Origin of the sequence: Martinezella paranaensis (genome assembly GCF_014200235.1) — a bacterium.
In the GTDB taxonomy this organism is placed as follows: domain Bacteria; phylum Pseudomonadota; class Alphaproteobacteria; order Rhizobiales; family Rhizobiaceae; genus Rhizobium; species Rhizobium paranaense.
Genome location: NZ_JACHBI010000002.1, coordinates 273051 through 299153, shown reverse-complemented (window position 1 = coordinate 299153; position 26103 = coordinate 273051). Strand labels below are relative to the sequence as shown.

28 protein-coding genes are annotated in these 26103 nt (G+C 60.6%); 16 read left to right on the top strand and 12 right to left on the bottom strand.

Going from position 1 to position 26103, the window contains the following annotated elements:
* Positions 1-96 precede the first annotated feature (96 nt).
* The 5 genes from GGD50_RS07510 to GGD50_RS07490 all read right to left on the bottom strand — a co-directional run bounded on the left by GGD50_RS07510 (position 97) and on the right by GGD50_RS07490 (position 2876).
* The gene (locus tag GGD50_RS07510; protein ID WP_107109157.1) at positions 97-726 is read right to left on the bottom strand and encodes a tetratricopeptide repeat protein; all 630 of its coding nucleotides are present in this window, start codon (positions 724-726) and stop codon (positions 97-99) included.
* Between the two features lie 98 nt (positions 727-824).
* Positions 825-950: a type B 50S ribosomal protein L36 gene (ykgO, locus tag GGD50_RS07505; protein WP_003582204.1), complete on the bottom strand. Its 126-nt coding sequence runs from the start codon at positions 948-950 to the stop codon at positions 825-827.
* 153 nt (positions 951-1103) lie between these two features.
* The gene (locus GGD50_RS07500; protein ID WP_107109156.1) at positions 1104-2162 is read right to left on the bottom strand and encodes a 5-(carboxyamino)imidazole ribonucleotide synthase; all 1059 of its coding nucleotides are present in this window, start codon (positions 2160-2162) and stop codon (positions 1104-1106) included.
* A complete protein-coding gene (purE, locus tag GGD50_RS07495) occupies positions 2159-2653 on the bottom strand; it encodes a 5-(carboxyamino)imidazole ribonucleotide mutase (protein WP_181316104.1) in 495 nt (164 codons plus the stop codon). The genes GGD50_RS07500 and purE overlap by 4 nt, the downstream gene beginning before the upstream one ends.
* Before the next feature lie 19 nt (positions 2654-2672).
* Positions 2673-2876 (bottom strand): YdcH family protein, encoded by a 204-nt coding sequence (locus GGD50_RS07490; protein ID WP_028752913.1) that lies wholly within the window; start codon positions 2874-2876, stop codon positions 2673-2675.
* Between the two features lie 229 nt (positions 2877-3105).
* On the opposite strand from GGD50_RS07490, the gene GGD50_RS07485 reads away from it, so the two are divergent.
* Positions 3106-3279 (top strand): YdcH family protein, encoded by a 174-nt coding sequence (locus GGD50_RS07485; protein WP_081670329.1) that lies wholly within the window; start codon positions 3106-3108, stop codon positions 3277-3279.
* Positions 3280-3485: 206 nt separating this feature from the next.
* On the opposite strand, the gene GGD50_RS07480 is transcribed toward GGD50_RS07485, so the two are convergent.
* Positions 3486-3746: an ArsR/SmtB family transcription factor gene (locus tag GGD50_RS07480; protein ID WP_107109154.1), complete on the bottom strand. Its 261-nt coding sequence runs from the start codon at positions 3744-3746 to the stop codon at positions 3486-3488.
* Between the two features lie 251 nt (positions 3747-3997).
* Between GGD50_RS07480 and GGD50_RS07475 the strand changes: the two genes are divergently transcribed.
* Both GGD50_RS07475 and GGD50_RS07470 read left to right on the top strand, forming a co-directional pair.
* Positions 3998-4651 carry a thiamine phosphate synthase gene (locus GGD50_RS07475; protein WP_107109153.1) on the top strand — a complete coding sequence of 218 codons (654 nt, stop codon included), beginning with the start codon at positions 3998-4000 and terminating at the stop codon, positions 4649-4651.
* Positions 4652-4660: 9 nt separating this feature from the next.
* Entirely contained in the window at positions 4661-5905 is a 1245-nt protein-coding gene (locus GGD50_RS07470; protein WP_107109152.1) for a tetratricopeptide repeat protein, read from the top strand.
* A gap of 57 nt (positions 5906-5962) precedes the next feature.
* On the opposite strand, the gene GGD50_RS07465 is transcribed toward GGD50_RS07470, so the two are convergent.
* Positions 5963-7654, bottom strand: coding sequence for a chemotaxis protein (locus GGD50_RS07465; RefSeq protein WP_107109151.1), 1692 nt, complete (start codon positions 7652-7654; stop codon positions 5963-5965).
* A gap of 404 nt (positions 7655-8058) precedes the next feature.
* On the opposite strand from GGD50_RS07465, the gene GGD50_RS07460 reads away from it, so the two are divergent.
* The 12 genes from GGD50_RS07460 to GGD50_RS07405 all read left to right on the top strand — a co-directional run bounded on the left by GGD50_RS07460 (position 8059) and on the right by GGD50_RS07405 (position 20888).
* Positions 8059-8382: an STAS domain-containing protein gene (locus tag GGD50_RS07460; RefSeq protein WP_107109150.1), complete on the top strand. Its 324-nt coding sequence runs from the start codon at positions 8059-8061 to the stop codon at positions 8380-8382.
* A complete protein-coding gene (locus GGD50_RS07455; RefSeq protein WP_107109149.1) occupies positions 8379-8747 on the top strand; it encodes a response regulator in 369 nt (122 codons plus the stop codon). Before GGD50_RS07460 ends, GGD50_RS07455 begins: the two co-directional genes overlap by 4 nt.
* Positions 8744-10783, top strand: a complete 2040-nt coding sequence (locus GGD50_RS07450) for a chemotaxis protein CheA (protein WP_107109148.1) — start codon at positions 8744-8746, stop codon at positions 10781-10783. The genes GGD50_RS07455 and GGD50_RS07450 overlap by 4 nt, the downstream gene beginning before the upstream one ends.
* An 11-nt stretch (positions 10784-10794) precedes the next feature.
* Positions 10795-11295, top strand: a complete 501-nt coding sequence (locus GGD50_RS07445; protein ID WP_107109147.1) for a chemotaxis protein CheW — start codon at positions 10795-10797, stop codon at positions 11293-11295.
* 37 nt (positions 11296-11332) lie between these two features.
* Complete coding sequence (locus tag GGD50_RS07440) at positions 11333-13027, top strand: methyl-accepting chemotaxis protein (RefSeq protein ID WP_107109146.1); 1695 nt, start codon at positions 11333-11335, stop codon at positions 13025-13027.
* A 222-nt stretch (positions 13028-13249) separates the two neighbouring features.
* The gene (locus GGD50_RS07435; protein ID WP_107109145.1) at positions 13250-15163 is read left to right on the top strand and encodes a methyl-accepting chemotaxis protein; all 1914 of its coding nucleotides are present in this window, start codon (positions 13250-13252) and stop codon (positions 15161-15163) included.
* Entirely contained in the window at positions 15160-15657 is a 498-nt protein-coding gene (locus tag GGD50_RS07430) for a chemotaxis protein CheW (RefSeq protein ID WP_181316092.1), read from the top strand. The genes GGD50_RS07435 and GGD50_RS07430 overlap by 4 nt, the downstream gene beginning before the upstream one ends.
* Positions 15658-15679: 22 nt before the next feature.
* Positions 15680-16537 carry a CheR family methyltransferase gene (locus tag GGD50_RS07425; RefSeq protein WP_107109144.1) on the top strand — a complete coding sequence of 286 codons (858 nt, stop codon included), beginning with the start codon at positions 15680-15682 and terminating at the stop codon, positions 16535-16537.
* Between the two features lie 11 nt (positions 16538-16548).
* Positions 16549-17640, top strand: a complete 1092-nt coding sequence (locus GGD50_RS07420) for a protein-glutamate methylesterase/protein-glutamine glutaminase (RefSeq protein ID WP_107109143.1) — start codon at positions 16549-16551, stop codon at positions 17638-17640.
* 230 nt (positions 17641-17870) lie between these two features.
* Positions 17871-18671: an inositol monophosphatase family protein gene (locus tag GGD50_RS07415; RefSeq protein WP_107109142.1), complete on the top strand. Its 801-nt coding sequence runs from the start codon at positions 17871-17873 to the stop codon at positions 18669-18671.
* 132 nt (positions 18672-18803) lie between these two features.
* The gene (locus tag GGD50_RS07410; protein ID WP_107109141.1) at positions 18804-19853 is read left to right on the top strand and encodes a flagellar motor protein MotA; all 1050 of its coding nucleotides are present in this window, start codon (positions 18804-18806) and stop codon (positions 19851-19853) included.
* 3 nt (positions 19854-19856) lie between these two features.
* Complete coding sequence (locus GGD50_RS07405; RefSeq protein ID WP_107109140.1) at positions 19857-20888, top strand: peptidoglycan -binding protein; 1032 nt, start codon at positions 19857-19859, stop codon at positions 20886-20888.
* A 3-nt stretch (positions 20889-20891) separates the two neighbouring features.
* Here GGD50_RS07405 and GGD50_RS07400 read toward each other — a convergent pair whose 3' ends face one another.
* From GGD50_RS07400 to GGD50_RS07385, 4 genes are all read right to left on the bottom strand, one after another.
* Positions 20892-22139: an RNA polymerase sigma factor gene (locus GGD50_RS07400; RefSeq protein WP_107109462.1), complete on the bottom strand. Its 1248-nt coding sequence runs from the start codon at positions 22137-22139 to the stop codon at positions 20892-20894.
* A gap of 7 nt (positions 22140-22146) precedes the next feature.
* The gene (locus GGD50_RS07395) at positions 22147-22485 is read right to left on the bottom strand and encodes a YciI family protein (protein WP_107109139.1); all 339 of its coding nucleotides are present in this window, start codon (positions 22483-22485) and stop codon (positions 22147-22149) included.
* A gap of 248 nt (positions 22486-22733) precedes the next feature.
* Positions 22734-22916, bottom strand: coding sequence for a YegP family protein (locus tag GGD50_RS07390; protein ID WP_107109138.1), 183 nt, complete (start codon positions 22914-22916; stop codon positions 22734-22736).
* A 103-nt stretch (positions 22917-23019) separates the two neighbouring features.
* Positions 23020-24822, bottom strand: a complete 1803-nt coding sequence (locus tag GGD50_RS07385; protein WP_107109137.1) for an ABC transporter transmembrane domain-containing protein — start codon at positions 24820-24822, stop codon at positions 23020-23022.
* Positions 24823-25015: 193 nt separating this feature from the next.
* Here GGD50_RS07385 and rpmE point away from each other — a divergent pair, with 193 nt between their 5' ends.
* Positions 25016-25237: a 50S ribosomal protein L31 gene (rpmE, locus tag GGD50_RS07380; RefSeq protein WP_104824196.1), complete on the top strand. Its 222-nt coding sequence runs from the start codon at positions 25016-25018 to the stop codon at positions 25235-25237.
* Positions 25238-25393: 156 nt separating this feature from the next.
* On the opposite strand, the gene rcdA is transcribed toward rpmE, so the two are convergent.
* The gene (rcdA, locus tag GGD50_RS07375) at positions 25394-25909 is read right to left on the bottom strand and encodes a protease adaptor protein RcdA (protein WP_107109136.1); all 516 of its coding nucleotides are present in this window, start codon (positions 25907-25909) and stop codon (positions 25394-25396) included.
* Positions 25910-26103 lie beyond the last annotated feature (194 nt).

Below are 26103 nucleotides of genomic sequence, written 5' to 3'. Positions count from 1 at the left end.
GCTCGTCGCGATCTTTCAGATTCGCTCCCACACTTTAGCTCCTTGTTTGTGCATGTCGTTTTCGCAAAACCGCCGCACACTTTTGCGCGACATGCATTAGGTTCGGCTACCGGCGATCTTTTCGGAGAGGGTATTAAACTGCTCCTGGGCGGCGCGATTCGCCGGATAGATTTCAAGGAAGCGTGCCCAAGCCTTCAGCGTTAGCTCGTCATTGCCGGTTTCGCTCAAGATCGCGGCCATGCCGGCGAGCGCGCCGAAGTGGCGCGGCTCTATCCGCAGCACCTGATTGATGTCTTCCATCGACTTGCGATAGTCACCGATGGCGTAATTCAGCGTCGCGCGGCGGTTCCAGCCCTCGGCGTAGTCCGGCTTCAGCGAGATCACCTGGTCGAGGAAATCCATGGCGGCGGCATTGCGCTTTTCCTGGATGGCCTTATCCGCCCATTGCATCAGGAGATTGATGGTGGCGCTGCCGGAATCGCTCCATTCCATGCGAATCTGATCGGCGATGAGGCTCGCCTGATCGGGATTGCGCTGGCGCTTCAAAGCGATGAAGAGATTATCGATCTGCTGCTTCGAGGAGAGCGTGCCGGAGGCGGCGTTCGGATCTTTTTTCTCGACGATATCAGAATCGTCCGCCATGGCGATATGCGGTGTGGCGGCGGTCAGGGCGAGGAGAATCGGCAGTGCCAGATATGACGAAGCAAAAATGCGCATGGCGGGCATAGTAGCCCGCCAATGTCGAAGATCAAAATAATTTTGATGTGATCATCTCAAGCGACCGCGAACGGTCCGCCCGGCCCGTGGCCAGGCGCCACGCAAAATCAGCCCTGACGAGCCTTGTAGCGCGGGTTCAGCTTGTTGATGATGTAAATGCGGCCCTTACGGCGGACCAGACGGTTGTCACGGTGACGCGCCTTGAGCGACTTGAGCGAATTCTTGATCTTCATTTTTCTGATCCGCGATGTTTGAGGGGGAATGTCACATTCGCCCGGTATCTTTAACAATCAAAAGCGCGCTCACGGCGCGCTCTTTAGGGTGGGCAGCAAATACCCCGTCGCCTTAGCCCTGTCAACCACGTCAGGGGTTTTTTCCCTGCGCTGTTAGCGACGAAGCTGTGTAATATGCCCCATTTTGCGGCCGGGACGCGACTTTGTCTTGCCGTAGAGATGCACCAGCACGTCGTCCTGGCTCAGCCAATCAGGAACCGAAAGGATATCGTCGCCGATCAGATTCTGCATCACGCAGTCGGAATGGCGTGCTGGATTGCCGAGCGGTAGGCCGGCGACGGCGCGGATATGCTGCTCGAATTGCGAGACGACGCAGGCGGCTTCCGTCCAGTGCCCGGAATTGTGAACGCGCGGCGCCATTTCATTGGCAATCAGGCTGCCGTCGGCGAGGACGAAGAACTCGATGCCGATGACGCCGACATAGCCGAGCGCGGCCAATACCTTTTCCGCCGCCACGCGTGCCGCTGCCGCCGTCTCGGCGGAGATGCTGGCGGGGAGGGTGGAGGTGTGGAGAATACCGTTGCGATGGATATTTTCCGCCGGATCGTAGCAGGCGATGGTGCCGTCCAAGCCGCGGGCGGCAATGATGGAGATCTCCCGCTCGAACGCCACGAAGCTTTCGAGAATCAGCGGAACGCCGCCGAGCGCGGCAAAGCCGCCTTCAGCGCTGTCGGCCGACGAGCGATAGACGCGCTGGCCCTTTCCGTCATAGCCGAGGCGCCGGGTCTTGAGTACGCCCTGGCCGCCGAAGTCGGCAAGCGCCGTTTCGAGATCGGTCTGGCTGTCGACGGCGTGAAAACGAGCGGTCGGAATGCCGCAATCGTTGATGAAGCGCTTTTCGGTCAGCCTGTCCTGTGCCATCTCCAGCGCCATTGGCGGCGGGTAGACGGCAATATCCTTGGCGAGCCTTTCGGCGGCGACGACCGGCACGTTTTCAAATTCGTAGGTGACGACGTCGCAGCGCTTCGCTAGTTCGGCGAGAGGGGCCCGATCGTCATAGGCGGCTACGATCTGCTCGTTCGCTACCTGCGCGGCGGGACAATCAGCTTCCGGCTCCAGGATGATCGTGCGGAAGTTCAGGCGAGCCGCCGCCATGGCCAGCATGCGGCCGAGCTGGCCGCCGCCGATAATGCCAATCGTTTTCGCGGTCATAGGTCGTCCATCGGATATTCAGCAACGGCAGCGCTCTGCCGGGCGCGCCATTCGTCCAGCCGTTCAGCGATATCCTCATCACTGAGCGCCAGTACGGCGGCAGCAAGAAGGGCGGCATTGATCGCGCCGGCCTTGCCGATCGCCAATGTGCCGACGGGAATGCCTGCCGGCATCTGCACGATGGAAAGAAGACTGTCCTGGCCGGACAAGGCGCGTGACTGCACCGGTACGCCGAAGACCGGCAGCGGCGTCATCGAGGCGGCCATGCCCGGAAGGTGGGCGGCGCCACCAGCACCGGCGATGATGACCTTAAAGCCTTCGTCGCGTGCGCCCTTGGCGAAGTTCACCAGCCGATCCGGCGTACGATGTGCGGAGATAATGCGCGCGTCGTAAGTGATTTCCAGCGCTTCCAGCGTGTCTGCGGCGTTCTTCATGGTTTCCCAGTCGGACTGGCTGCCCATGATGATGGCGACGGGTGGTCTTTCTGTCATCATCGTCGCGTCTTGCTCCTCAGGCGATAATGTCGGGAATGATCTGGTCTTCCAGCTTGGTGAGCTTGTCCTTGATGACGAGCTTCTTCTTTTTCATGCGCTGGATGCGAAGCGCATCGCAGCCCGTCTGGATCATGGCGTCGATCGCGGCGTCATAGTCTTCATGTTCCTGGCGCAACCGCGCCACGATCAGCCTGATTTCCGCCTGTTCCTGATCGGCCATGCTCATGTCCCCAATGCCCTGCGGACCCGTGTTCGTTCCGCCTCGTGAATCCCGCAAGCTCCTATCACCAAATGATGGTAACGGGAAGTTATCCCTCATCACGAATTTGCCGCTCATAGGCCACGTTTTCGCCTTCGACAAGGGTTCGATATTATGGCACACTGGTAGGGTTGACACCTAGAGCCTTGGCGATGGATGGCCAGGGATCGTAAGAGGAAGGAAGGGTCATATGACTGTTCAAGCTCATCTTGAATCGCTCGAAAAGAAACATGTCGCTCTCGAGGAGGAGCTGCATTCTGCACTGACATCTCCCTCTATCAATGATACTGAAATAGCCGATATCAAGCGCAGGAAGCTGCGCCTCAAAGACGAAATCCAACGTCTGCGATCGTCAGTTCACTGACGCAACGTCTTCCAGAGACGGAAGCCACCGGTCGTGGCAAGGAAGACAGGCGGGCCGAAAGGCCCTGAAACAATTCCCTTGTAAGAGACGGTGACTGCTCCCAGTCGATACGGATGCGCCAACTTCAAAACGTGAGGAGTGGGAGTTGGCGCAACTTTCCTGAGAAAGATCGGGAAATTGCTACAGAGCGCGCCAGAGAGCCGATCTCAGGCCCAGAACTGATCCAGCCACAAATTGAGCTTGTCGAAACCGCGGCTGTTGACCGCGTAGATGCGTTTCGTCCCTTCGGTGGTGACGGAAACGAGATTGCTGTCGAGCAGTGCCTTGAGATGCTGCGACACCGCCGGCCTGCTGATCGGCAAGCCCTGCGCCAGTTCGTTGACCGTTTTGGGTGCGCGGCGCAACTCTTCCAGCAGGTAACGCCGGTTCGGATCCGCGATGGCTGCGAAGGGGTCCATGGTCGACATGGGCCGAAAGCTACGTCAAACGCCCAAGAGCGGCAAGCTAATTGTGCGCCGCAATGATGATTGTGCCGGCGGCTCTAACATTATTGCGGTGAGGAACGGCTCCCGGGCCTCTGCAACGTGAAATAGCGCTCGTGGATGTCGGGTGCTTTCAACGCGCTGCCCCTTGTCAGACCGCCCCAACGGATTTACTCACAAATATAGAACCGGGTGCGCTATTCCCAGCGATCGAACCCATAAATATGGAAACCCGCATGACCGTGCCCGAAGACCGCTGCCGCCTCGTTCTCATCGTTCCCGATATCGCCGATATCGAAGAGCAGGCGAAGGCGGTGGCCGATGCGCTGAGGGGCGGGGATGTGGCGTCGGTCATCATCCCGCAATATGGGCTCGACGACAGCACCTTTCAGAAGCATGCGGAAAAGCTGGTGCCGGTGGTACAGGCGGCAGGCGCAGCCGCATTGATTGCCGGAGACAGCCGTGTCGCAGGCCGCGCCAAGGCCGACGGGTTGCACATTACCGGTAATCTTGCCGAGCTCACCGAGGCGGTCGAGAAATTCGTACCGAAGCTCATCGTCGGCGGCGGCAATGCCACGGACAGGCACAATGCGCTGGAAATCGGCGAGCTGCGTCCCGACTACATCTTCTTCGGCAAGCTCGATGGCGACATCAAGCCGGAGGCGCACCCGAAAAACCTGGCGCTCGGCGAATGGTGGGCATCGATGATCGAGATTCCCTGCATCATCATGGGCGGCACCGATCCGAAATCGGCGCTTGAGGTGGCTTTGACGGGCGCCGAATTCGTGGCGCTGCGCGGGGCCGTTTTTGCAGACCCCTCGGCGGCCCCGTCCATCGTTGCGGAAGTGAATGCGCTTCTGGACGAAAAAGCGCCACGGTTTGAAGATTGATAGCAATCCATGTCGCTCACGCCCCGATTCAGTCACCGGTTTTTCCTTGCTGCGCTCGCCGTTGGGCTGACGGCGTTGCCGCCGATTGTGGTGGCGCAATCGAACAATAGCGACACGTCGCTGCCGGGCATCACAACACAGCCGGACAAGGGCGCTCGGCCGACCGACAGCGGACAATCCGACGATGCCGCGCCGTCGGATGAGGCTGCTGCGCCCGACGATAGCGCGCCGCCGCCGCCCGGCGACAGCGTGATGACGCGGCCATTGGACGCCGCCGCCGGCACTTTCAAGACCGAGAAGATCGGTCCCGGCGCTGAGCCGAAGACGGACGATGCCATCAAGCCCTCCCAAGGTGTTGGCGTCTTTGACCGTATGGGCGCGAAGCTGCCCGACCTGCCGCCGGAAAAGGCCTTCACCGGCAAGGTCGACGAAGCCTATGGCGCCTTCCAGCGGGGGTATTACCTGACCGCGTTTCAGAAAGCCCTGCCGCGTGCGCAGCTCGGCGATCCCGCAGCGCAGACCCTGATTGCCGAATTGATGTCGCAGGGTCTCGGCGTCAAGCGCGACACCAAGGATGCTGCCTTCTGGTACGGCAAGGCAGCCGAGGGCGGCGATTCGACTTCGATGTTCAAATACGCGTTGCTCCTGATGGAAGGACGCGATCTGCCGCGCGACGAGAAGAAGGCGGACGAGTGGATGAAGAAGGCGGCCGATGCCGGCCAGCCGTCCGCCGAATTCAACTGGGCGCAGAGCCTGACGGCAGACAATCCCGGCATCAAAGGGCTGCAGATGGCTCTTCCATATTATGAGAAGGCGGCGCAGCAGGGCATTGCCGATGCGCAATATGCTGTCTCTCAGCTCTATCAAAATCTGCCCGACCTGCCCGAGGAAAAGAAGTCGCAGGCGCGTGAATGGCTGTCGCGCGCGGCCAATGCAGGCTTCGACACCGCACAGCTCGACATGGGCATTTGGCTGATCAACGGTATCGGCGGCAAGCAGGATCTGGAGAACGGTTTCAACTGGATGCGGGTTGCCGCCTATCGCGGCAATGTCGTAGCGCAGAACAAGCTGGCGCATCTCTATATCAACGCGCTCGGCACGAAGCAGGATCCGGTTGCCGCTGCGACCTGGTATGTCATCTCGCGCCGCGCCGGCCTCAAAGATCCGGAGCTCGAGGATTTTTACCAGGGCATCGAGGACTATCAGCAGAAGGCCGCGATCGACGCCGCGAACAAGTTTCGCAGGGTGCAGTAACGCTTAGAGCGCCAGCGTTCATTTGAACGCATGGCGCTCTACGGAATTCCAATTCTGTTAGAACAGAGCGTCGGCGAAAAGATCTTCGTCGTCAGCCTTGGCCGGCGCTGCGGCAGCCTGTGCGGTGCTGGCGTCCATGGCGATGATATCGCGATGGACGTCGCGCTCCTGCGCCATCGTGTAGGTCTTGAAGATGCGGGCGCTGAGCGGCGCGATGATTTCCTCCAAATCGCTGACATCGGCCATATCTCTGCCGGCCATGTCTTCGAGCGTATCGGCGCAATTTGCCAGGATCTCGCCGAGGTCGCGCTGGAAGTCGAGCTTGCCGATCGACAGCATGATCTTGTTGGCCACTTCGCGGCCATGCGCCGAGAGCGTTTCCAGTTCGCCATCCATGATATTGGCGGCGCCACGGATGGCGTCGACGGCCGAAATCAGCCTCTCGTCGAGACTATAGTCAGAGGCTTCCTGGCCGGAGGCGACGTGGCCGGCTGCCGTTTCGAGTGACGCGAGCCCGGAGACGATCGCGTCGGCGGATTCATCGAGTTTTGCCGCGAAGATGCGCAGTTCGGCGGTGACGACGTTGATCGAACGGCCTTCCTCGCCCATGCGGCTGCAGCGCAGATTGGTGTTGAGCGCCATGTAGTGAATATCGGTCTTGACGGCGCGGATGGTCTCGATGCGGTGCAACAGGTTCGAGGCCGTGCCGAGTGTCGACTGGCTGATGCCATCGGCCTGAACGCGGGCGGTTTCGACCTGTTTGACGATCGTGTGGGCGGCGGAGACGCTCTGTTCCAGTGCACGCAGCACATTGGCATCGCTGTTTCCGTCCTCGGGCTTCATGGCGTCGCGCAGTTTCAGGATTTCCTGCGTGTCGTGGCTGAAGCTGGCAATCGTCTTGACGACACTGCCCGACTCCCTCTGGAAATCCGTGACCATGTCGCGCATCTGCGCCGCCGTCAGGTGATGGATGACATTTTCAAGCCGCTGGTAGGCATCGGCATCGAGCTTGTGGCCCTCGTCGCTTGCGAGAAATTCTCCGAGAAAGGCGAAGGCGCTTTGTACATGCTCGATACGCTGGCGGGTGACGTCGCCGATCTGCAGAGCCGAAAGGGTGGTTGCGACCTTGCTTTGCACGCCGCGGGCGATGGCGCCAACCTCGGCGGCGATCACCGCGAGTTCCTTGCGGTGCGCAGCGATGGTGCGGGCATCCTTTTCGAGTGCTGCGACCACTTGCGGAACGTTGCGGTCATAGGCTTTCGCGGTGGTGGTGCCAAAGGTCATGGCGACCTTCAGGTCGCGTTCGAGGGCGCCGAGCTGCTGGGCGAAGGTGTTGACTTCAGTGGTGCCGGAGTGAATGCGCTCCAGAATCTCCTCGGCAAAACCGGCAAATTCGGCAATGCCCGCACCGGTGATCTTCACCGTGACGGCGAAGGTACGCAGGTAACGCATAGTCTCCTGCATATCGGTGACATGCGAGTGCAGCTTGGCGCCGGCCTCGGCGAGAACGGTGAAATTCTCCTGGCGCCTGGCTTCGAGGCCGGGCAGGTCCGACAGACCGCTCATCGTCTGCACTAGATCGGCGGTGGTGTCGCTGGCGCCATCGCTGTCGAGCGCCTTGGTCAACCGGTCGAGAGATGACAGGAGCTGGTTCAGGACCTCCATGACCGACAGGAGAACAGCGCCACCGTCGAGAAAACGTTTCTCTACCTCGGTACGCGCCGCCTCCAGGGTGCGGCTGACATCCATGGCCCGCGGGACTCCCCGGGGGCGATCGATGCGGCGTGCCAGAGCTGTTCCATTTTTCATGTTTGTCCCTTTACTTGGAGAAAGGCTCGTTTGACTCAACTCTTAAATGTGGGATGGAAAATTCCGGTAAATTCTCCGGACTCGTAGACGTTGCACCCCGGGCTTTCCCCAGCAGGGTTAAGATTCACTCACCGGAAAGTCGGTGTTTTGATCTTTTCGATTTAACTGCCTGAATCCCAATCATATTTCTCATCGTAAAGATTGAGCGGTCATTTATATCAGGTGAAAATTCACAGCCCCTGAAATCTCGAATTATACAACCTGTGTTTACTCCCTCTTAAGGCTGACATGAGATTCAATAGTTATCGCTTAAGTATTCGTTTGGTAGCGGGGCCAGATTTGAAATGGATGACAAATATTCTGAATCTATTTCCCTGCCTGATATCTTGAGCATCAGGAACATTTCCGAAATCTATCAAAGTATGACTGTGAAGTTTCGGGACAGCAAAACGCTTGTCCTCGAAGTTGCCGAGGATGCGGAAGCTGATTTGAGCTTCGTGCAATTGGTCGACTCGGCTCGGGCCGAGGCGAAGGCTTCCGGCAAAACACTTCGTCTTTCTTCTCCGGCTACCGGTTCTGTTTTGAAAGTCTTGCAGAGGGGCGGATTCGTCGAAGCCTTTACGGCGGAGGACGCGCAATTCTGGCTCCATAAAGAGGTACATTCATGAGTGCGAAGATTCTGACTGTCGACGATTCCGCCAGCATCCGTCTGACGACCAAGGTGACGCTGACGAATGCCGGTTACGAGGTCACCGAGGCGGAGAACGGTGCCGAGGGCCTGGACAAGGCCAAGGCCGGGCAATTCGATCTCATCGTGACCGACCTCAACATGCCCGTCATGGACGGACTGACCATGATCGAGGAGCTGCGCAAGCTGCCGGCTCACATGGGCGTTCCGATCATCTTCCTGACGACGGAATCCGATGCCGATCTCAAGGCGCGCGCCAAGGCCGCCGGCGCCACCGGCTGGCTGACCAAGCCTTTCGATCCGGAAAATCTCGTCAAGATCACCAAGAAAGTGCTGGGCAGATGAACTCGCTCGATCCAATTGCTGTCTTCCGTACCGAGGCTGCAGAATGCCTGGAGCAAATCGAGGCAGGCCTTTTGGATCTCACGCATCAGCTTGACGACAAGGCTTTGATCGACGCCGTGTTCCGCGGCCTTCATACGCTGAAGGGCTCGGGCTCCATGTTCGGCTTCGATGCGCTCGCAGCCTTCACCCATCATTGCGAAACCGCCTTCGATCGCGTCCGCAAGGGCCAGGCGCCGGCAACGGCCGAGCTCGTCGCTGCCGTTCTCGACGCGCAGGACCATATGCGCGCCCTCGTCGACGATCCCAATCGCAATCACGACGCCACCAGCCAACGTCTTCTGGCGCAGTTGCATGCAGCCGTCGGCGGCGCCGCCGACGCTGCAAAGCCGGTTCAGCCGGTCGCCGCGATTGCGCCTGTCGTTGCCGTCTCGAAGCGAAAGACCTGGCGTATTCGCTTCAGTCTGCCGCAGAACGCGATGATCAACGGCACCAATCCGCTGGGGTTGCTGGACGAGCTGCGCGATCTCGGCGAATGCCGCATCCTCGCCAATACATCGGCCATTCCGCCGCTGAGCGCGCTGGTGCCGACGGAATTGTATCTCTCCTGGGATGTCACTGTTACGACCGAGCAGCCGCGGTCCGCCATCGACGATGTCTTCATCTTCGTGATGGACGACATGCAGCTCGATGTCGAGGAAATCGATGGCAGTGCAGTTGCTGCAACGCCGGATGAGCCCGCCGTTTCGGCTGACTCGCAGGCGGTTGTTGCTCCCGCCGCGCCGGCCGTTGCCGAGATTGTCCCGATCAAACGAGAAGCCGCGGCAACGGCACCACCCGCTTCCGACCAACGGCAAGCGAAGGCTGCCGAAAGCGTTCGTGTTCCGGCCGAGCGCCTCGATGAACTCATGGATCGTGTCGGCGAACTGGTCATCGCGCAATCGCGCCTCAGCCAATTGGCGAGTGCCAGTGCCGATATCGGGCTGAGGTCGGTGTCGGAAGAGATCGAACGCCTGTCCGGCGAACTGCGCGACACGATGATGGTGCTGCGCATGGTGCCGGTCGCGAGCCTCTTCAACCGTTTCCGCCGCCTGGTGCATGATCTGGCGCGCGAGACCGGCAAGGTCATCGAACTCGTCACCGAAGGTGAGACGACGGAGGTCGACAAGACCGTCATCGAGCGGCTTGCCGATCCGCTGGTGCATCTGGTGCGCAATTCCATCGACCATGGTCTTGAACCACCGGAAGAGCGTCTTGCTGCCGGCAAGGCGAAAGCTGGAACCATTACATTGTCGGCCCGGCAATCGGGTGGCGAAGTCATCATCTCGATCAAGGATGACGGCCGCGGCATCAATCGCGAACGTGTCCGGGCCAAGGCGGAATCGTCCGGGCTGATCCAGCCAGGTCAGCAGCTCAGCGATGCCGAGCTTCTGCAGCTCATCTTCGCGCCCGGTTTTTCGACGGCGGCGCAGATCACCAATCTTTCCGGCCGCGGCGTCGGCATGGATGTGGTGAAGCAGACAGTAGAAGCGCTGCGGGGCACCATCGATATCGTCAGCCAGCCGGGACAGGGGTCCGATGTCTCGCTGCGCATTCCGCTGACGCTCGCCATCATCGACGGCCTGCTGGTGCGCGTCGGCGCCGGGCGCTATGTCATTCCGCTGTCGGCGGTCGAGGAATGCCTGGAATTGTCGCTGGAAGAGGATTTGCGTTCGCGCGGCCGTAGCTTCATTTCGCTGCGCGACAGCCTGGTGCCTTTCCTGCGGTTGCGGGACGTATTCCGCACCGGCACCAAGCCGGACGTGCATCAGAAGGTCGTTGTCATCTCGACCGGCACCGAGCGGGTCGGCCTCGTTGTCGACCAGATCATCGGCGACCACCAGACGGTGATCAAATCCATGTCGAAGCTGCACAATGACGTCGCCCACTTCTCCGGGGCGACGATCCTCGGCGACGGCAGCGTCGCCCTCATTCTCGATGTCGTGCATCTGGTCGCAGCAGGCCAGCAACAGGAGGCGCATCTGCGTGCAGCGGGATGAGCGGAAAAGCCATGAAATCCGACAATCTCTGGAATGGCACTCATTGGAATGAAAACGGCGAGGTCGAAGTTCTGACCTTCGATCTTGCCGGTGAAACCTTCGCCCTCGAGGCGGTCATGGTTCAGGAAATCCTGGACATTCTGCCGGAAACCGCCGTTCCCGGCAGCCAGCCCTTCGTGGGCAGCGTCATCAATTTTCGCGGCAAGGTGATCCCCCTTGCCGATCTCCGCCTCGCTTTCGGCATGGAAGCGGCGGAAGCGACTATCGATAGCCGTATCATCGTTATCGAACTTGACCTGCAGGATGAACCCACGCTCGTGGGTCTGCGGACCGACAGGGTGAATGAAGTCACCACACTTGCAAAAGCTTCCAGCGAAGCACCGCCTAGCGTGGGGATGCGTTGGCGTCCCGACTACATCAACTGCCTGGTCAAGCGCGGAGGGGAATTCATCATTCTCCCCAATCTGCAGGCGATTTTTTCTGCCCGGCAAAACAAGGCGCTTTCCGCCTGACCATTGCTGTGGCCGAATTTTCGAGGGAATCAAGACGATGCGTCTAACGATCAAAGCCAAGCTGGTGGGGGCGTTTGCCTTCATCATCCTCATGTTGATAGGCACGGCCGGCTACGGCATCATGAGCCTCAGCGCTTTCAACGACACCATCAGCAATGTGCTCGAAGGCCCCGTGGAGCGACTGGAGTTGACGCAGCAGGTCAACATCTCCCAGCTCCAAGTCATTCGTCAGCAGAAGAACCTTCTTGCGGCCCACAATGACGACGAAGCCAAGGCGGCGCTCGCTGCCGGCGACGTCGCACGCAAGCAGCTTGCTGACACCTTGGCCGCCGTGGACAAGGTCGCGACCGAAGAAAGCCGTGCTCATTGGGATTCCGTCGAAGCCACCGCGGCGAAGTTCATCCAGGCCGACGATCAGATTCGCCAACTGCTGAAGGCAGGCGACAAGGAAGGCGCAAGCACCGTCTCCGTTACCGATGCCCGCAGGGCCGCCAACGAGATCGACAAGGCACTCGACGCTCTGCTCGTCATCGAAAAGCAGAAAATGAAGGAAGCGGATGACGGCGCCGACGTGCAATATGCCGGCACCCGTCTGACGATGCTCGTTGCCGCCGGTGTGGCGCTGCTGATCGCCGCTGTGACCGCTTATTGGATCGCGAACACGATCAGCAAGGGTCTCGCCCGCGCCAACACCGTCGTTCGCGAGGTTTCCGAGGGTGATCTGACGAAGACGGTAGAGATCACCAATCAGGACGAAATCGGCGAATTGCTGGGCAACGTCAATGTCATGATCGAACGTCTGCGTGGCGTCGTTGCCGATGCGCTGGGTGCGGCTGACAATGTCTCCTCGGGCAGCCAGCAGCTTTCGGCAAGCTCGGAGCAGGTGTCGCAGGGCGCGACCGAACAGGCGGCGTCCGCCGAAGAAGCTTCGGCTTCGATGGAGCAGATGGCGGCCAACATCAAGCAGAATGCCGATAATGCCGCGCAGACGGAGAAGATCGCGCGTCAGTCGGCCAAGGATGCGGAAGCAAGCGGCGATGCCGTGACCCGCGCCGTCAGCGCCATGCGTACCATCGCTGAGAAGATCGGCATTGTGCAGGAGATCGCCCGCCAGACTGATTTGCTTGCTCTGAACGCGGCTGTGGAAGCGGCCCGTGCCGGCGAACACGGCAAGGGCTTTGCGGTCGTCGCCTCGGAAGTGCGCAAGCTTGCCGAGCGCAGCCAATCGGCGGCTGCCGAGATCAGCTCGATGTCGAGCGATACCGTCAAGGCGGCCGCCGAGGCCGGCGATATGCTTGGCCGTCTGGTGCCGGACATCCGCAAGACGGCCGAACTCGTCTCCGAGATCAGTGCTGCCTGCCGTGAGCAGGATATTGGTGCGGCCCAGATCAACGAGGCGATCCAGCAGCTCGACAAGGTGACGCAGCAGAATGCCGGCGCTTCGGAAGAAATGTCGGCCACTTCGGAAGAGTTGGCCGCCCAAGCTGAAGAGCTGCAGGCCTCTATCGCCTTCTTCAAGGTCGATACCGCAGGCAGCAAAGTCTCGGCCAGGAAGTTACCCGCCAAGGCGGCGGCAAACAAGGCTGTTGCGCCGCTCGCCAACCGCCGCGTCACGTCGGCTGTTCCGGCGCAGACCGTCGCCGCCCAGCAGGCTCGCGCCAAGGGCTTTGCTCTCGATCTTTCCATGGGCGGCCCGGATGCCGGTGACGAGGATTTTCGCGAAAGCGCCTGAGCGCTTCTTCGATGACTTCTGCCGGGACCTTCGTGGTCCCGGCGTTCTGATATCCCCAACGTGTGTATGCGTTGGCGTCGTGGTTCCTGAGATGTCCGGTGACGGGGAAGTGAATGGATCGCTTTCCCTGGTTCGAAGGCTCTCTTTATCGGTACGACGCTGTCAAACGGTGACGCCGTTCCGCAATACCCATTTTGCCTCTTTGTTTTCGGGGATAGGACAATGCGTTTCTCCATCAAACTGAAATTAGGTCTCGCCTTCGGCACAATGACGCTGCTTTTGATCGGCATCGCGGTCTATGGCAGCATCAGTCTTGGTCACCTCAATGATGCCAGCAACGGAATGACGGCGGGTCCTGTCAAACAGTTGCAAACAGCGCTCGACGCCAACATCGCCGCCGTGGAAGCCATTCGGGCGCAGAAAGATGCGCTGATTGCCAATGGCGATGCGGAAACTGCCTTCTACAAGGAATCCAGCACCTATCTCGATACCATGTCCTCTCAAGCTCAGGATGGGCTTGCTATCGCGACAGTGGAAGGCAAACCCCTCTGGGAGAAGCTGATATCGCTTGGCCAGACCTTCCGCCAGCGTTCCACCGAGCTGCAGGCGCTTGAAGCCAAGGGCGATCACGCCGGCGCCGAGGCGCTTTCGGACGGCGAACTGACCGACCTCAGCAAACAGATGACCGGCGCGATCAACAGTCTCGTCGACATTCAGAAAAAGGTGCTGGCGGCCACGGACGCGGCCGGCGATCAGCTTTATGAAGACACGCTGATGATCCTGGCTGCCGTTTCCGCCGTGGCGTTGATCATCGCATTGAGCGCCGCCTTCTGGATTACGCTCGGGATCAATCGCGGCCTGGGCAAGGTGTCTGACATCGCCAAGGCCGTGGCGACCGGCGACCTCAATCAGAAGGTCGAGGTCAAGACGAATGACGAGATCAAGGATCTGATCGATACCGTCAATGTCATGACCTCGAACCTGCGCGCCACCGCCGCTGTGGCGGATCGCATCGCGATGGGCGATCTCTCCGTTGCCGTGAAGCCGCTCTCCGACAAGGATGTTCTCGGCCTGGCGATGCAGAGCATGGTCGCCAACCTGCGCGTCACATCCGATATCGCCACGAAGATTTCCGACGGCGATCTGACGGTCACGCCGAAGCCACTTTCCGACAAGGATGTTCTTGGCTTGGCGCTGGAGCAGATGGTCGAACGTCTGCGTGGCGTCGTTGCCGATGCGCTGGGTGCGGCTGACAATGTCTCCTCGGGCAGCCAGCAGCTTTCGGCAAGCTCGGAGCAGGTGTCGCAGGGCGCGACCGAGCAGGCGGCTTCGGCTGAAGAAGCTTCGGCTTCGATGGAGCAGATGGCGGCCAACATCAAGCAGAATGCCGATAATGCCGCGCAGACGGAGAAGATCGCGCGTCAGTCGGCCAAGGATGCGGAAGCAAGCGGCGATGCCGTGACCCGCGCCGTCAGCGCCATGCGTACCATCGCTGAGAAGATCGGCATTGTGCAGGAGATCGCCCGCCAGACTGATTTGCTTGCCTTGAACGCGGCTGTGGAAGCGGCCCGTGCCGGCGAACACGGCAAGGGCTTTGCGGTCGTCGCCTCGGAAGTGCGCAAGCTTGCCGAGCGCAGCCAATCGGCGGCTGCCGAGATCAGCTCGATGTCGAGCGATACCGTCAAGGCGGCCGCCGAGGCCGGCGATATGCTTGGCCGTCTGGTGCCGGACATCCGCAAGACGGCCGAACTCGTCTCCGAGATCAGTGCTGCCTGCCGTGAGCAGGATATTGGTGCGGCCCAGATCAACGAGGCGATCCAGCAGCTCGACAAGGTGACGCAGCAGAATGCCGGCGCTTCGGAAGAAATGTCGGCCACTTCGGAAGAGTTGGCCGCCCAAGCTGAAGAGCTGCAGGCCTCCATCGCCTTCTTCAAGGTCGATACATCGTCCAATCGCACAAGCCGGACGGTCGCGGCCAAGGCGACCGGCAGGGTGCCGGCAGCGAACGTTCGTCAGCCGAGAGCGGCGAAGCCCACCACGGTTCAGGCGCAACAGGCACGTCTCAAGGGGTTTGCTCTCGATCTCTCCATGGGCGGCCCGGACGATGACGACCTCGAATTCAAGGAAAGTGCATGACCATGGCTACACCCGCTTTGGAAGCGCAATTCGTCACCTTCAGCCTCGGCGAGGAAGTCTTCGCCGTGCCTGTCGAAGTCGTCCGCGAAATCCTGGATTATGCCGAGGCTTTCAAGATTCCGAACGGGCCGGATTACCTGCTCGGCCTGCGCGATGTGCGCGGGCAGGGCGTTCCGACCATAGATCTCCGTCTGAAGCTTGGCCTCTCCAAGACCGTGCCGACCCCGCATACCCGCGTGCTGGTGCTGGATATTCCGATCGAAGCCAAGGTGCTGACGCTCGGCCTCGTCGCCGACCGCGTCTTCGAAGTCACCCCCTTCCGGCGGGACCAGATCGAAGCGGCGCCGGATATCGGCGTGCGCTGGCGTTCCGACTACATCGCCGGCGTCGTGCGCCGGGAGAATGGCTTCGTCGTCATCGTCGATCTCGCCCGCTTGCTGTCGCGGGAAGACACCGTCGCGCTCGATCCGCATCGCGCCGGTCATGCTGCATAGGAATTCGTCAGGGAGTGGATGGATGGGAATGGCCGCAGTTCAGGAGAGCCAAATCATCGGTGACCGCATCAGCACGCGGAATTTCGAGAAGCTGGCGCGTTTCATCTATGACTATAGCGGCATCAAGATGCCGTCGACGAAACTGACGATGCTGGAGGGGCGGTTGCGGCGGCGCCTGCGCGCGACCAGCATTGCATCATTCGACGAGTATTGCGATTTCCTGTTCAATCATGGCGGCCTTGAACAGGAAACGGTCTATCTCATCGATGCGGTAACGACCAATAAGACTGATTTCTTCCGTGAAGCCAAGCATTTCGAATTCATGCAGACTATGGCTTTGCCGATGCTGATGCGCGCCGGCCATCGCCGCCTGCGCGCATGGAGTGCCGCCTGCTCGACTGGGGCTGAGCCCTATTCGATGGCGATGGTGATGGAGGAATTTTCCGCGAGCGAAGGCGGCATCGATTATGCGATCCTGGCGACGGATCTCAGCACCGACGTGCTGCAATCGGCCAGGAGCGGCATCTACACTGATGATATGGTGTTGCCCGTTCCGGCCGAGTTGAAGCGCAAATACGTCATGGCCGCGAAAGTCCCGGACAGGCGGGAGGTGCGCATCACGCCGCGGCTGCGCTCGAAAATCGGCTTTGGCCGGATGAACCTGATGGACGAGAAATATCAGGTGGGCGATGCCATACACATCATCTTCTGCCGCAACGTCCTCATCTATTTCGACAAGCAGACGCAAGCCGGCGTTCTTTCGCGCCTCTGCGATTGTCTGGTGCCTGGCGGCTACATGTTCATCGGCCACTCGGAATCGATTACCGGCTTTGACTTACCGCTGAAACAGGTTTCCAACACGGTCTTTCAGCGAATCTAGGGCAGGTCAGCATGCCGAAGAAAATCCGCGTTCTGATCGTCGACGACTCCGCCAGCGTACGCCAGACGCTTGCGGCACTTTTATCTGACGATCCCGAGCTCGAGGTCATGGGGGTAGCGACCGATCCCTTCATGGCCGCCCGGAAGATCCAGGAGGAGGTACCCGATGTCATCACGCTGGATGTCGAGATGCCGCGCATGGATGGCATCACGTTCCTGCGCAAGCTGATGTCGCAGCGGCCGATCCCCGTCGTCATGTGCTCGTCGCTGACGGAGGCGGGTTCGGAGACGTTGCTGCAGGCCTTGGAAGCCGGTGCGGTGGATATCATCCAGAAGCCGCGGATCGGCGCGGCCGATTATCTGGCCGAGGAGGCGATGCGCATCCGTGAGGTGGTCAGGAGTGCATCCCATGCCAGGATGCCGAATGTCCGGCGCTTCGAAGCACGCTCAGCTTCCGCTTCGGGACCGGCCAGGAAGCTGACGGCCGACGCCATGCTGCCGCCGCCGACCGGCCGCGCCATGGCGAAGACGACGGAAATGGTCGTCTGCGTCGGCGCTTCGACAGGCGGCACCGAAGCATTGCGCGAGATGCTGGAGGCGCTGCCCGCCAATGCGCCGGGCATGGTCATCGTCCAGCACATGCCGGAAAAGTTTACCGCCGCCTTCGCCAAGCGGCTGAACAGCCTCTGTGAAGTGGAAGTCAAGGAAGCGGTCGATGGCGATCCGGTTCTGCGCGGCCATGTGCTGATCGCCCCCGGCGACAATCATATGCTGCTGGAACGGCAGGGTGCGCGTTACCATGTCGCTGTCAAAAAGGGGCCGCTGGTTTCGCGCCACCGGCCCTCCGTCGATGTCCTCTTCCGCTCGGCGGCGCGGGCGGCCGGATCGAATGCCATGGGTATCATCATGACCGGCATGGGCGACGACGGCGCGCGCGGCATGTTCGAGATGAAGCAGGCCGGCGCCTATACCGTTGCCCAGGACGAGGCGACCTCCGTCGTTTTCGGCATGCAGAAGGAAGCGATCGCCCGTGGCGGCGTCGATCGCGTCGTACCGCTGGAGCAGATCGCCCGTGAGATCCTGATGGCGCAGCAGAAGTTTTAGAGCCTCTTATCCGCTTATACGTGTTGGCATGGTGTGATGGTTTTTGGCCGAGGCGGCCATGTCACGACGCCGGCCTGATGAGAAAACCAGGCCTTCCGCCTCGCTGTACTTGAAATTCCCCCGATTTTGTGGTCTTGAGGCCGCCAATCTTTATCGCGCTGCCGATCCCGCTCCGCCGGGGCCTGTTTTCGGGTCCGGTCAGTGCCTTCTATATTACCCAAGGAAGCCCGATGGCCCGTTCAGCTCTTCTCAATGTCATGGTTCAGGCTGCCCTCAAGGCAGGCAAGTCGCTCAGCCGCGATTTCGGTGAAGTGCAGAACCTGCAGGTTTCGGTGAAGGGGCCGGGCGATTTCGTCAGCCAGGCCGATCTCAAAGCGCAGAAGATCATTCACGACGAGCTGCTGAAAGCGCGGCCGACCTATGGCTTCCTCGGCGAAGAGAGCGAAGAGATCAAGGGCACCGACGGCGCGCATCGCTGGATCGTCGATCCCCTCGACGGCACAACCAACTTCCTGCACGGCATTCCGATGTTCTCCATCTCGATCGCGCTGGAGCGCAATGGCGAGATCGTCGGAGGCGTCGTCTTCAATCCGGCGACGGACGAGCTCTACACTGCCGAGCGCGGCGGTGGCGCCTTCCTCAACGACCGCCGCCTGCGCGTCGCCTCGCGCCGCGTGCTTTCGGATTGCGTCATTGGCTGCGGCGTTCCGCATCTCGGCCGCGGCAACCACGGCAAGTTCCTGGTCGAGCTGCGCCATGTGATGGGTGAAGTCGCCGGCATCCGCCGCCTCGGTTCGGCAGCGCTCGATCTCGCCTATGTCGCCGCCGGCCGCTTCGACGGCTTCTGGGAAATGGGCCTGTCGCCGTGGGATATGGCAGCCGGTATCCTGCTGGTGCGTGAAGCTGGCGGTTTCGTCCTGGATTTCGACGGCGGCACCGATATGCTCGGCACCGGCTCGATCATCTGCGGTAACGAGCATATTCAAAAGGCGCTGGCCGAGGTCGTCAAGCGGCCTATCCCGACGAAATAAGGATCGCTTCCCGGCAATTGCCTGCGGCAAAACAGGCTGTTGCCAACGGATTGTTTTGTGTTTTCCGTCTCTTCAATTCGGCGCAATGTTGCTCTAGTCTCCGGGGCGGAGAATGCGGAGGCGAAGCGTGCGATGGAAAATGTGAATCTGGGGGATCTGGGGTCGACCGACAATGTGTCGGGCAATTACACCTACAAGCTCTCCAGCCCGATGGCCTTCTTTTGGACGATGATCCTTTTCCTGGTCATTGTCGGTTTTATCGTGGCGATCCTGTTTCGCCAGGCTCAAGTCGCCTTCCTGCATAATCCAGGCCTCAACGGATTGATCCTCGGCGTGCTGGCCGTCGGTATTCTGCTGGTCTTCAATCACGTCCTGATGCTCAGGCCGGAAGTTCGCTGGTTCAACCATTTCCGCGCCGTCGGCAATGCTGCCGACAAGGTCGGTCGCAATCCCAGGCTTCTGGCGCCCATGCGGGCGCTGATCGGCAACCGGCGCGGCATGCAATTGTCGACGGCGACACTGCGCTCGATCCTCGATTCCATCGCCACCCGCCTTGACGAGTCGCGCGACACGTCGCGCTATCTTATCGGCCTGCTCGTCTTCCTCGGCCTGCTCGGCACCTTCTGGGGCCTGATCGGTACGATCGGCTCGATCAACGATGTTATCCAGAGCCTTGATGTCGGCTCCGGCGACACCGGTGACATTCTCGGCGCGCTGAAGACCGGCCTTTCCGGCCCGCTGGTCGGCATGGGCACGGCATTTTCTTCCTCGCTGCTCGGCCTTTCCGGCTCGCTGATTCTCGGGTTTCTCGACCTTCAGGCCGGCCGCGCGCAGAACCGCTTCTACACCGAACTGGAAAACTGGCTTTCTTCCGTCACCGATGTCGGCTCGGATATCTCTCCGGTGATCGAAGGTGCCAACGGTGCATCCTCCGAGGATGTGCGTGCGCTTTCGGAATATCTGCGCAAGATCGCGGAAGAAGGTGGCGGCGGCCAGCGTTCGGTGACGGCCATGGCGAACCTCGCCGAGGGCATCCAGGGCCTGGTCAAAAACATGCGCAACGAGCAGCAGATGCTGCGCGACTGGATCGAAGCGCAGCAGGAAGAGGCGAAATCGATGCGCCGCACGCTTGATCGCCTCGCCGATCGCATCAGCCACACCGAGAAGACCGGGAGCAAGTAAGTCATGGCGCTCGCGCGAAACAGTCGCCACAAGAGAACGGTCGATTATTGGCCAGGCTTCGTCGATGCGCTCTCCACGCTGCTGATGGCGATCATGTTCCTGCTGACGGTATTCGTCGTCGGTCAGTTCATCCTGAGCCGTGAGATTTCCGGCCGCGACGAGGTGCTGAATCGCCTCAATAGCCAGATCAACGAATTGACGCAGGCATTGGCGCTCGAAAAGAGCGGCAAGCAGGATCTGGAGGATTCCGTCGCCAATCTGCAAGCGTCGCTTTCGGCGGTAGAGGGCGACCGCTCGCGTCTGCAGGCGCTGCTCGACGCCGGCTCCGGCAACAGTCAGGCGGCGCAACAGCGGGTTGGCACGCTGACGCAGCAGCTTGACGAGCAGAAGCAGGCGAGTGCCCGCGCGCTGAGCCAGGTCGATCTTCTCAACCAGCAGATCGCTGCACTGCGCAGCCAGATCGCCGCCGTCGAGGCCGCGTTGCAGGCATCGGAGCAGAAGGATCAGACGTCGCAGGTGAAGATCGCCGATCTTGGACGGCGGCTGAATGTGGCGCTGGCGCAGCGCGTGCAGGAGCTGAACCGTTATCGTTCCGACTTCTTCGGGCGCTTGCGCGAAATTCTCTCCGACCGCGACAATATCCGTATCGTCGGCGACCGCTTCGTCTTCCAGTCGGAAGTGCTGTTCCCTTCGGGTGCGGCGGATCTCAATCCGGACGGTCAGGCGGAGATGGCCAAGCTTGCTGCCGCATTGATCGACCTTTCCAAGGAAATTCCGCCCGAGATCAACTGGGTGCTGCGTGTCGACGGCCATACCGACAATGTGCCGCTCTCGGGCAGCGGCCGCTATCCTGACAACTGGGCTCTGTCGTCGGCGCGCGCCATCGCCGTCGTCAAGTTCCTGATTGCCCACGGCGTTCCCGCGGATCGGCTTGTGGCCGCCGGCTTCGGAGAGTTCCAGCCGATCGCTCCGGGTGATACGCCGGAAGCCCGCGCCACCAACCGCCGTATCGAGTTGAAGCTGACGGAGAAATAATCGTCAGTTTCGGTCGGCCTGAATGGTATCGAGGCGCGCCTGCAAGAATTCGCGGACGGCGGAACTGTTGCTAAGCCCGATCGCAGTGCGATAGGCCGTAACGGCGCTTTCCGTTTCTCCGGTTTCCGCAAGCAGATGGGCGCGGACGGCCCAATAGGGTTGGTAGCTGAGGATATCGCGCTCAGCCAACTGGTTCAGCTTGTGCAATCCGGCCGCAGCCCCCTGTGCCCGTCCGATAACAGCGGCCTGGCTGACGCGAGCGCCGACGGTGGGTTTCATCAGCACGAGTGCGTCATAGAGCTTTGCGAGCGCCGTCCAGTCAGTGACACCGGAGCGTCGGCGTTCAGAATGAACGGATTGGATGGCCGCCTGGCATTGGAATGGGCCGAAGCGATCGAAGGCCCCTGCCTGCCACAGCAGGCTATCGGCTTCGGCCATCATGATGGCGTTCCACCGCGCAGTGTCCTGATCTGCGAGTGGCACATAGCGGCCATCCGCATCCCGGCGAGCGGTACGGCGGGCTTCGCAGTAAAGCATCAGGGACAACAAGCCTGTCACCTCTGGCTCTTGTGGCATGGTGGCGAGCAGGGCGCGGCCAAGCCAGATGGCTTCGTCTGCCAGGGAGTTGCGCTTGTCATCTTCGCCATCGAGCCCATCCCAGCCGAGGCCATAGGCGGCATAGATCGCCGAAAGGACGCTCGTCAGCCGTTCCGGCAGCGCGGAGCGGTCGGGGACGCTCAAGGGAATATGGGCCTCGCGGATTTTGGTCTTTGCCCGAACCAGCCTCTGGCTCATCGTTTCCGGTGAGACGATGAAGGCTTGCGCCATGGTCCTGGCGTCTATGCCGAGAACCGTTTGCAGCATCAACGGCGTATGGACGGACCGGTCGATCGCCGGATGGGTGCAGGTAAACAGCAGCTTCAGCCGCTCGTCGGGGAAGGTGGGGCCATCCGCATTCATGCGCTCCTCCGCTTCCTCGAAAGCCAGGGCGATCGTATCGCGGGCGGCGGCCTTGACGTTTGCATGCCTGGCGGCGCCAAAAAGATTGCGTCGTGCCGCGACCAACAGCCAGGCCTCAGGATTGTCGGGAATGCCGCGTGCCGGCCAAGTGCGAAGTGCGGCTGCAAGTGCTTCGGACAGCGCATCCTCCGCCGCCGGCACATCGCCAGAGCGCGCTGCGAGGAAAGCGATCAACTTGCCGTAGGATTGGCGCGCCACCCGTTCGGTGGCGCGTCCAACGTCATGGTTCATGGCCATCTCACATTTTCAGGCGCGGCCGTACTTCGACGGATCCCTGCTGAGAGATCGGCACGCGCCCGGCCCATTCCAAAGCGGCGTCGAGATTCGGAACATCGATCAGATAGAAGCCGCCGAGCTGCTCCTTACCTTCCGGGAAGGGACCGTCCTGCACATCGTGGTCTTCGCCGCGGCGGCGCACGACCGTTGCGGTTTCCGGCTGGGTCAATCCGGCACCGCCGGTCATGATGCCGGCCTGGATAAGCGCCTGGGTATAGGCGATCCAGCCATTCTTGTAGGCGGGATCCTCGCGCCGCTTAAAATCCTCGGCCGATTCACGGATGATCAACGCATATTCCATGGGGAAACTCCTGCTGGCTGTGTTGGCGGTAAGCCGGACTGGACGCTGCATCTAAGGAGCAAATGCTAAAATGTGCAACGCCGCCGGCGAAACGGCTTCATGCCCGTTTCAATACCATGAGCCGCGAGCGAGGCCGATTTCGACAGACCGGAGCAGATTTTCCGAAATTTTTTTGATGGGCAAACGAAAACGGCCGGTGCGCCCGAAGGCGACCGGCCGTGGAAGGCTATAGTGCTCGACGCGAAGTCTTAGGCAGTGGTCTGGTCGTCGATAGCGGCAGCGCCGACATGGGACTTGATCGATTCAATGGCGTGGAGGGCCGAAGCCTTCGCCTTGTAGCCTTCGGAGGCAAACATGGTTTCGCCGTTCGAGGCCTTGAACCGGAAGCGGAATTCGCCAGCCTTGTCCTTGTAGACTTCAAATTTATACATGGTTCCCGTCTCCTAGAATCGCGTCAGCGCGAGATAACGCCAAAAATCTAGCGCAACTTTAAAGCTATTTCCACCTGTTGTATTCAGCTTGCTTGATCCCTCGTCATTTGACGGCAAGCATGCGGTCCTCGATGCCGGCGTCGAATTGCAGCCGCGCCAGTTTGGCGTAGATGCCGCCATGATGGATCAGGCTTTGATGCGTGCCTTCTTCGACGATGCGGCCCTGATCGAGCACCAGGATGCGGTCGGCCTTCAGAACCGTTGCCAGGCGATGGGCGATGACGAGGGTGGTGCGCGTTTCCATCAGGCCATCGAGTGCCTTCTGCACCAGCGTTTCGCTCTCTGCGTCGAGTGCCGATGTCGCTTCGTCGAGCAGCAGGATCGGCGCATTCTTCAGGATGGCGCGGGCAATGGCGATGCGCTGGCGCTGGCCGCCGGAAAGGGTAATGCCGCGCTCGCCGACGTTCGTGTCGTAACCTTTGTCCAGCCGCGAGATGAACTCATCCGCCTGAGCGGCGATCGCTGCGGCGCGGACCTCGTCGCGGGAGGCTTCGGGGCGGCCGAAGGCAATGTTGTCATGGATAGAGGCGGCGAAAATGGTCGTGTCCTGCGGCACGATGGCGATGCGGTCACGCAGGGCATCGGGCAAGACGCGACGGGCGTCGATGCCGTCGATGGCGACGCTACCCTGTTGCGGATCATAGAAGCGCAGCAGCAGCGAGAAGACCGTGCTCTTGCCGGCACCGGAAGGGCCGACGATCGCCACGGTCTCGCCCGGCTTGACGGAAAGCGAGAGGCCATGCAGCGCCGATTTGCCCGGCCGCGACGGATAGGAGAAATGTACGTCGGAGAATTCCACGCGGCCCTGCGGCGGCTGGGGCAGGAGCAGCGGATCGGCGGGGACGGCGATCGGCGAGACTTCAGCCAGAAGTTCGCCCAAGCGATCAGCCGCGCCCGCGGCTTGTGACAGCTCGCCCCAGACTTCCGACAGCGAGCCGAGCGACGTGCCGGCGATCACGGAGTAGAGGAGGAACTGGCCAAGCGTTCCCGCCGACATCGTTCCGGCCAGAACATTCTGCGCGCCGACCCAAAGCACGGCAACGATGCTGCCGAAGACCATGGTGATGGCAAAGCCGGTCAGCAGCGAGCGGGATTTGATCGCAGCACGCGCCGCCTGATAGGCATCCTCGACCGCGGCGCCATAGCGCTGCGCTGCCGCCGCCTCGCCGTTAAAGGCCTGGATGGTGCGGCTGGCGGCGATGGTTTCGTTCGCATAGGCGGATGCATTGGCGAGCGTATCCTGTGCGGCGCGCGAGCGCTTGCGCACGGAGCGACCGAAGCTGACGAGTGGCAGCACGATGACCGGAATGGCAATCAGCACGATGCTCGATAGCTTCGGGCTGGTGACGATCATCATGCCCACGGCGCCAAGACAGAGAATGAGATTGCGCAGCGCCACCGAAGCCGTTGCGCCGACAGCAGACTTGATCTGCGTCGTGTCGGCCGTCAGCCGCGAGACGATCTCGCCGGATTGATTGACATCGAAGAAGGAGGGCGACAGCCGCGTCACATGATCGAAGACTTCGCGGCGCATATCAGAGACGATGCGCTCACCAATGGTAATGACAAAATAATAGCGCAGCGCGCTTGCGATCGCGAGGATGACGGCCATAGCCATCATCGCGGCGAAATAGCTGTCGATGAGACCGCGATCGGACTGATCGAAGCCATGGTCGATCATGCGCCGCACGGCAAGCGGCAAAGCGAGGGAGGTGACGGCAGCAACGGTCAGGGCGATCAGCGCGCCCAGCACCATGCCGCGATAGCGCCTGAGATAGGGTGCCAGGCGGCTAAGCGGCCGAATGGATCTGCGTTTTTTCTCGTCTGCCTGGGCCGTCTCTGACAAGTCGTCTCCAATCCCCATATCAGCAAGGGACTTCGCTCTTTCGCCCCTTGTTATCCTTGCTGCCTTCATGTATAGGCACGCCATCTTAATTGGAAGCCGTGGCCTCAATCGGACTGCGGCTTCATTTATTCAATCGGTTCGGTTGCCGCAATGGCTTGCGACAAATGGACCCTGGCATGACAGGAAGATTGTTATGAAGGCCAACATCCATCCCGACTACCACACGATCAAGGTGGTCATGACCGACGGCACCGAATACGAAACCCGCTCGACCTGGGGTTCGGAAGGCGCTGTCATGAACCTCGAAATCGACAGCAAGTCTCACCCGGCCTGGACCGGCGGCAACCAGCAGCTCATGGACCGCGGCGGCCGCGTTTCCAAGTTCAACAAGCGTTTCGGCGGCCTCGGCATCTAATCGCTTCGAGATTTGGTATTTTGAAAGAGCCCGGTTTTGCCGGGCTTTTTTGTTGTCTTGTCAGGCCCATCGCTGCCATTCGTCTTCCGACCAAACAAAATAAAACCGGCTGTGCAGAACACGACCGGTTTATTCGTCAGCCATAGGCTACTGAATTCAGGTATTTCCAAATGCCGTCTGCAGCAGGCTGAGCTGCGCTTTGACGCTGTTCTGGTTGTCCGGAACGATCGGAGCTTCCGTCGGGCGATAGATCTCGCGGTCGAGCAGGGCGACGCGATTCTGAAGGCGCAAGGAGCGCTCGACGAGGTCACGGAAGGCTTCCGGAAGGTCGTTCCAGCCGGGTGCGTTGCGGTCGACGTTGAAGCCGTCGAGACGGACCTTGTTCTTTTCAGCCAGCACCTGATCCCGCGACATTTCACCGTTGTTGACGGCGCGCTGCAGCAGCAGCCACGAGGCCATCTGCATGAGGCGGGTGGTCAGGCGCATGGATTCAGCCGCATAAAGCACGGAGGCCATGCGCGGAAGAACCTTGGAAGCGGCACGGCCCTGACCGTCGAGGTAAGCCGCGGTTTCTTCAACCAGCGCCATGCCTTCGGAATAAAGCATCCTGAACTGCGCCGACGAAGCTGCATGGCCAGCAAAGCTGATGGTATTCAAACCAAGTTCCGACATCGAAATAATCCCTGCTTCACGCAACACTTTTGTTCAGGAAAATCCGCTCAAGTTCAGAAGAACTCTCGGGTCCGCTCTTATGACTTCAAGATGGTGGTTTTAACTGAAATTCGCAAGGCGATTCTTAAGAAAGGGTTAATCTCCACAGTTTCGTCGGGCGCGCTGCGTCGAGGCGAAAAAGAAGAGCCGCAAAA

Coding starts and splice junctions, on each gene's coding strand:
- GGD50_RS07510 (WP_107109157.1), bottom strand. CDS start 726: ATGCCCGCCATGCGCATTTTTGCTTCGTCATATCTGGCACTGCCGATT.
- ykgO (WP_003582204.1), bottom strand. CDS start 950: ATGAAGATCAAGAATTCGCTCAAGTCGCTCAAGGCGCGTCACCGTGAC.
- GGD50_RS07500 (WP_107109156.1), bottom strand. CDS start 2,162: ATGACCGCGAAAACGATTGGCATTATCGGCGGCGGCCAGCTCGGCCGC.
- purE (WP_181316104.1), bottom strand. CDS start 2,653: ATGACAGAAAGACCACCCGTCGCCATCATCATGGGCAGCCAGTCCGAC.
- GGD50_RS07490 (WP_028752913.1), bottom strand. CDS start 2,876: ATGGCCGATCAGGAACAGGCGGAAATCAGGCTGATCGTGGCGCGGTTG.
- GGD50_RS07485 (WP_081670329.1), top strand. CDS start 3,106: ATGACTGTTCAAGCTCATCTTGAATCGCTCGAAAAGAAACATGTCGCT.
- GGD50_RS07480 (WP_107109154.1), bottom strand. CDS start 3,746: ATGTCGACCATGGACCCCTTCGCAGCCATCGCGGATCCGAACCGGCGT.
- GGD50_RS07475 (WP_107109153.1), top strand. CDS start 3,998: ATGACCGTGCCCGAAGACCGCTGCCGCCTCGTTCTCATCGTTCCCGAT.
- GGD50_RS07470 (WP_107109152.1), top strand. CDS start 4,661: ATGTCGCTCACGCCCCGATTCAGTCACCGGTTTTTCCTTGCTGCGCTC.
- GGD50_RS07465 (WP_107109151.1), bottom strand. CDS start 7,654: ATGGATGTCAGCCGCACCCTGGAGGCGGCGCGTACCGAGGTAGAGAAA.
- GGD50_RS07460 (WP_107109150.1), top strand. CDS start 8,059: ATGGATGACAAATATTCTGAATCTATTTCCCTGCCTGATATCTTGAGC.
- GGD50_RS07455 (WP_107109149.1), top strand. CDS start 8,379: ATGAGTGCGAAGATTCTGACTGTCGACGATTCCGCCAGCATCCGTCTG.
- GGD50_RS07450 (WP_107109148.1), top strand. CDS start 8,744: ATGAACTCGCTCGATCCAATTGCTGTCTTCCGTACCGAGGCTGCAGAA.
- GGD50_RS07445 (WP_107109147.1), top strand. CDS start 10,795: ATGAAATCCGACAATCTCTGGAATGGCACTCATTGGAATGAAAACGGC.
- GGD50_RS07440 (WP_107109146.1), top strand. CDS start 11,333: ATGCGTCTAACGATCAAAGCCAAGCTGGTGGGGGCGTTTGCCTTCATC.
- GGD50_RS07435 (WP_107109145.1), top strand. CDS start 13,250: ATGCGTTTCTCCATCAAACTGAAATTAGGTCTCGCCTTCGGCACAATG.
- GGD50_RS07430 (WP_181316092.1), top strand. CDS start 15,160: ATGACCATGGCTACACCCGCTTTGGAAGCGCAATTCGTCACCTTCAGC.
- GGD50_RS07425 (WP_107109144.1), top strand. CDS start 15,680: ATGGGAATGGCCGCAGTTCAGGAGAGCCAAATCATCGGTGACCGCATC.
- GGD50_RS07420 (WP_107109143.1), top strand. CDS start 16,549: ATGCCGAAGAAAATCCGCGTTCTGATCGTCGACGACTCCGCCAGCGTA.
- GGD50_RS07415 (WP_107109142.1), top strand. CDS start 17,871: ATGGCCCGTTCAGCTCTTCTCAATGTCATGGTTCAGGCTGCCCTCAAG.
- GGD50_RS07410 (WP_107109141.1), top strand. CDS start 18,804: ATGGAAAATGTGAATCTGGGGGATCTGGGGTCGACCGACAATGTGTCG.
- GGD50_RS07405 (WP_107109140.1), top strand. CDS start 19,857: ATGGCGCTCGCGCGAAACAGTCGCCACAAGAGAACGGTCGATTATTGG.
- GGD50_RS07400 (WP_107109462.1), bottom strand. CDS start 22,139: ATGAACCATGACGTTGGACGCGCCACCGAACGGGTGGCGCGCCAATCC.
- GGD50_RS07395 (WP_107109139.1), bottom strand. CDS start 22,485: ATGGAATATGCGTTGATCATCCGTGAATCGGCCGAGGATTTTAAGCGG.
- GGD50_RS07390 (WP_107109138.1), bottom strand. CDS start 22,916: ATGTATAAATTTGAAGTCTACAAGGACAAGGCTGGCGAATTCCGCTTC.
- rpmE (WP_104824196.1), top strand. CDS start 25,016: ATGAAGGCCAACATCCATCCCGACTACCACACGATCAAGGTGGTCATG.
- rcdA (WP_107109136.1), bottom strand. CDS start 25,909: ATGTCGGAACTTGGTTTGAATACCATCAGCTTTGCTGGCCATGCAGCT.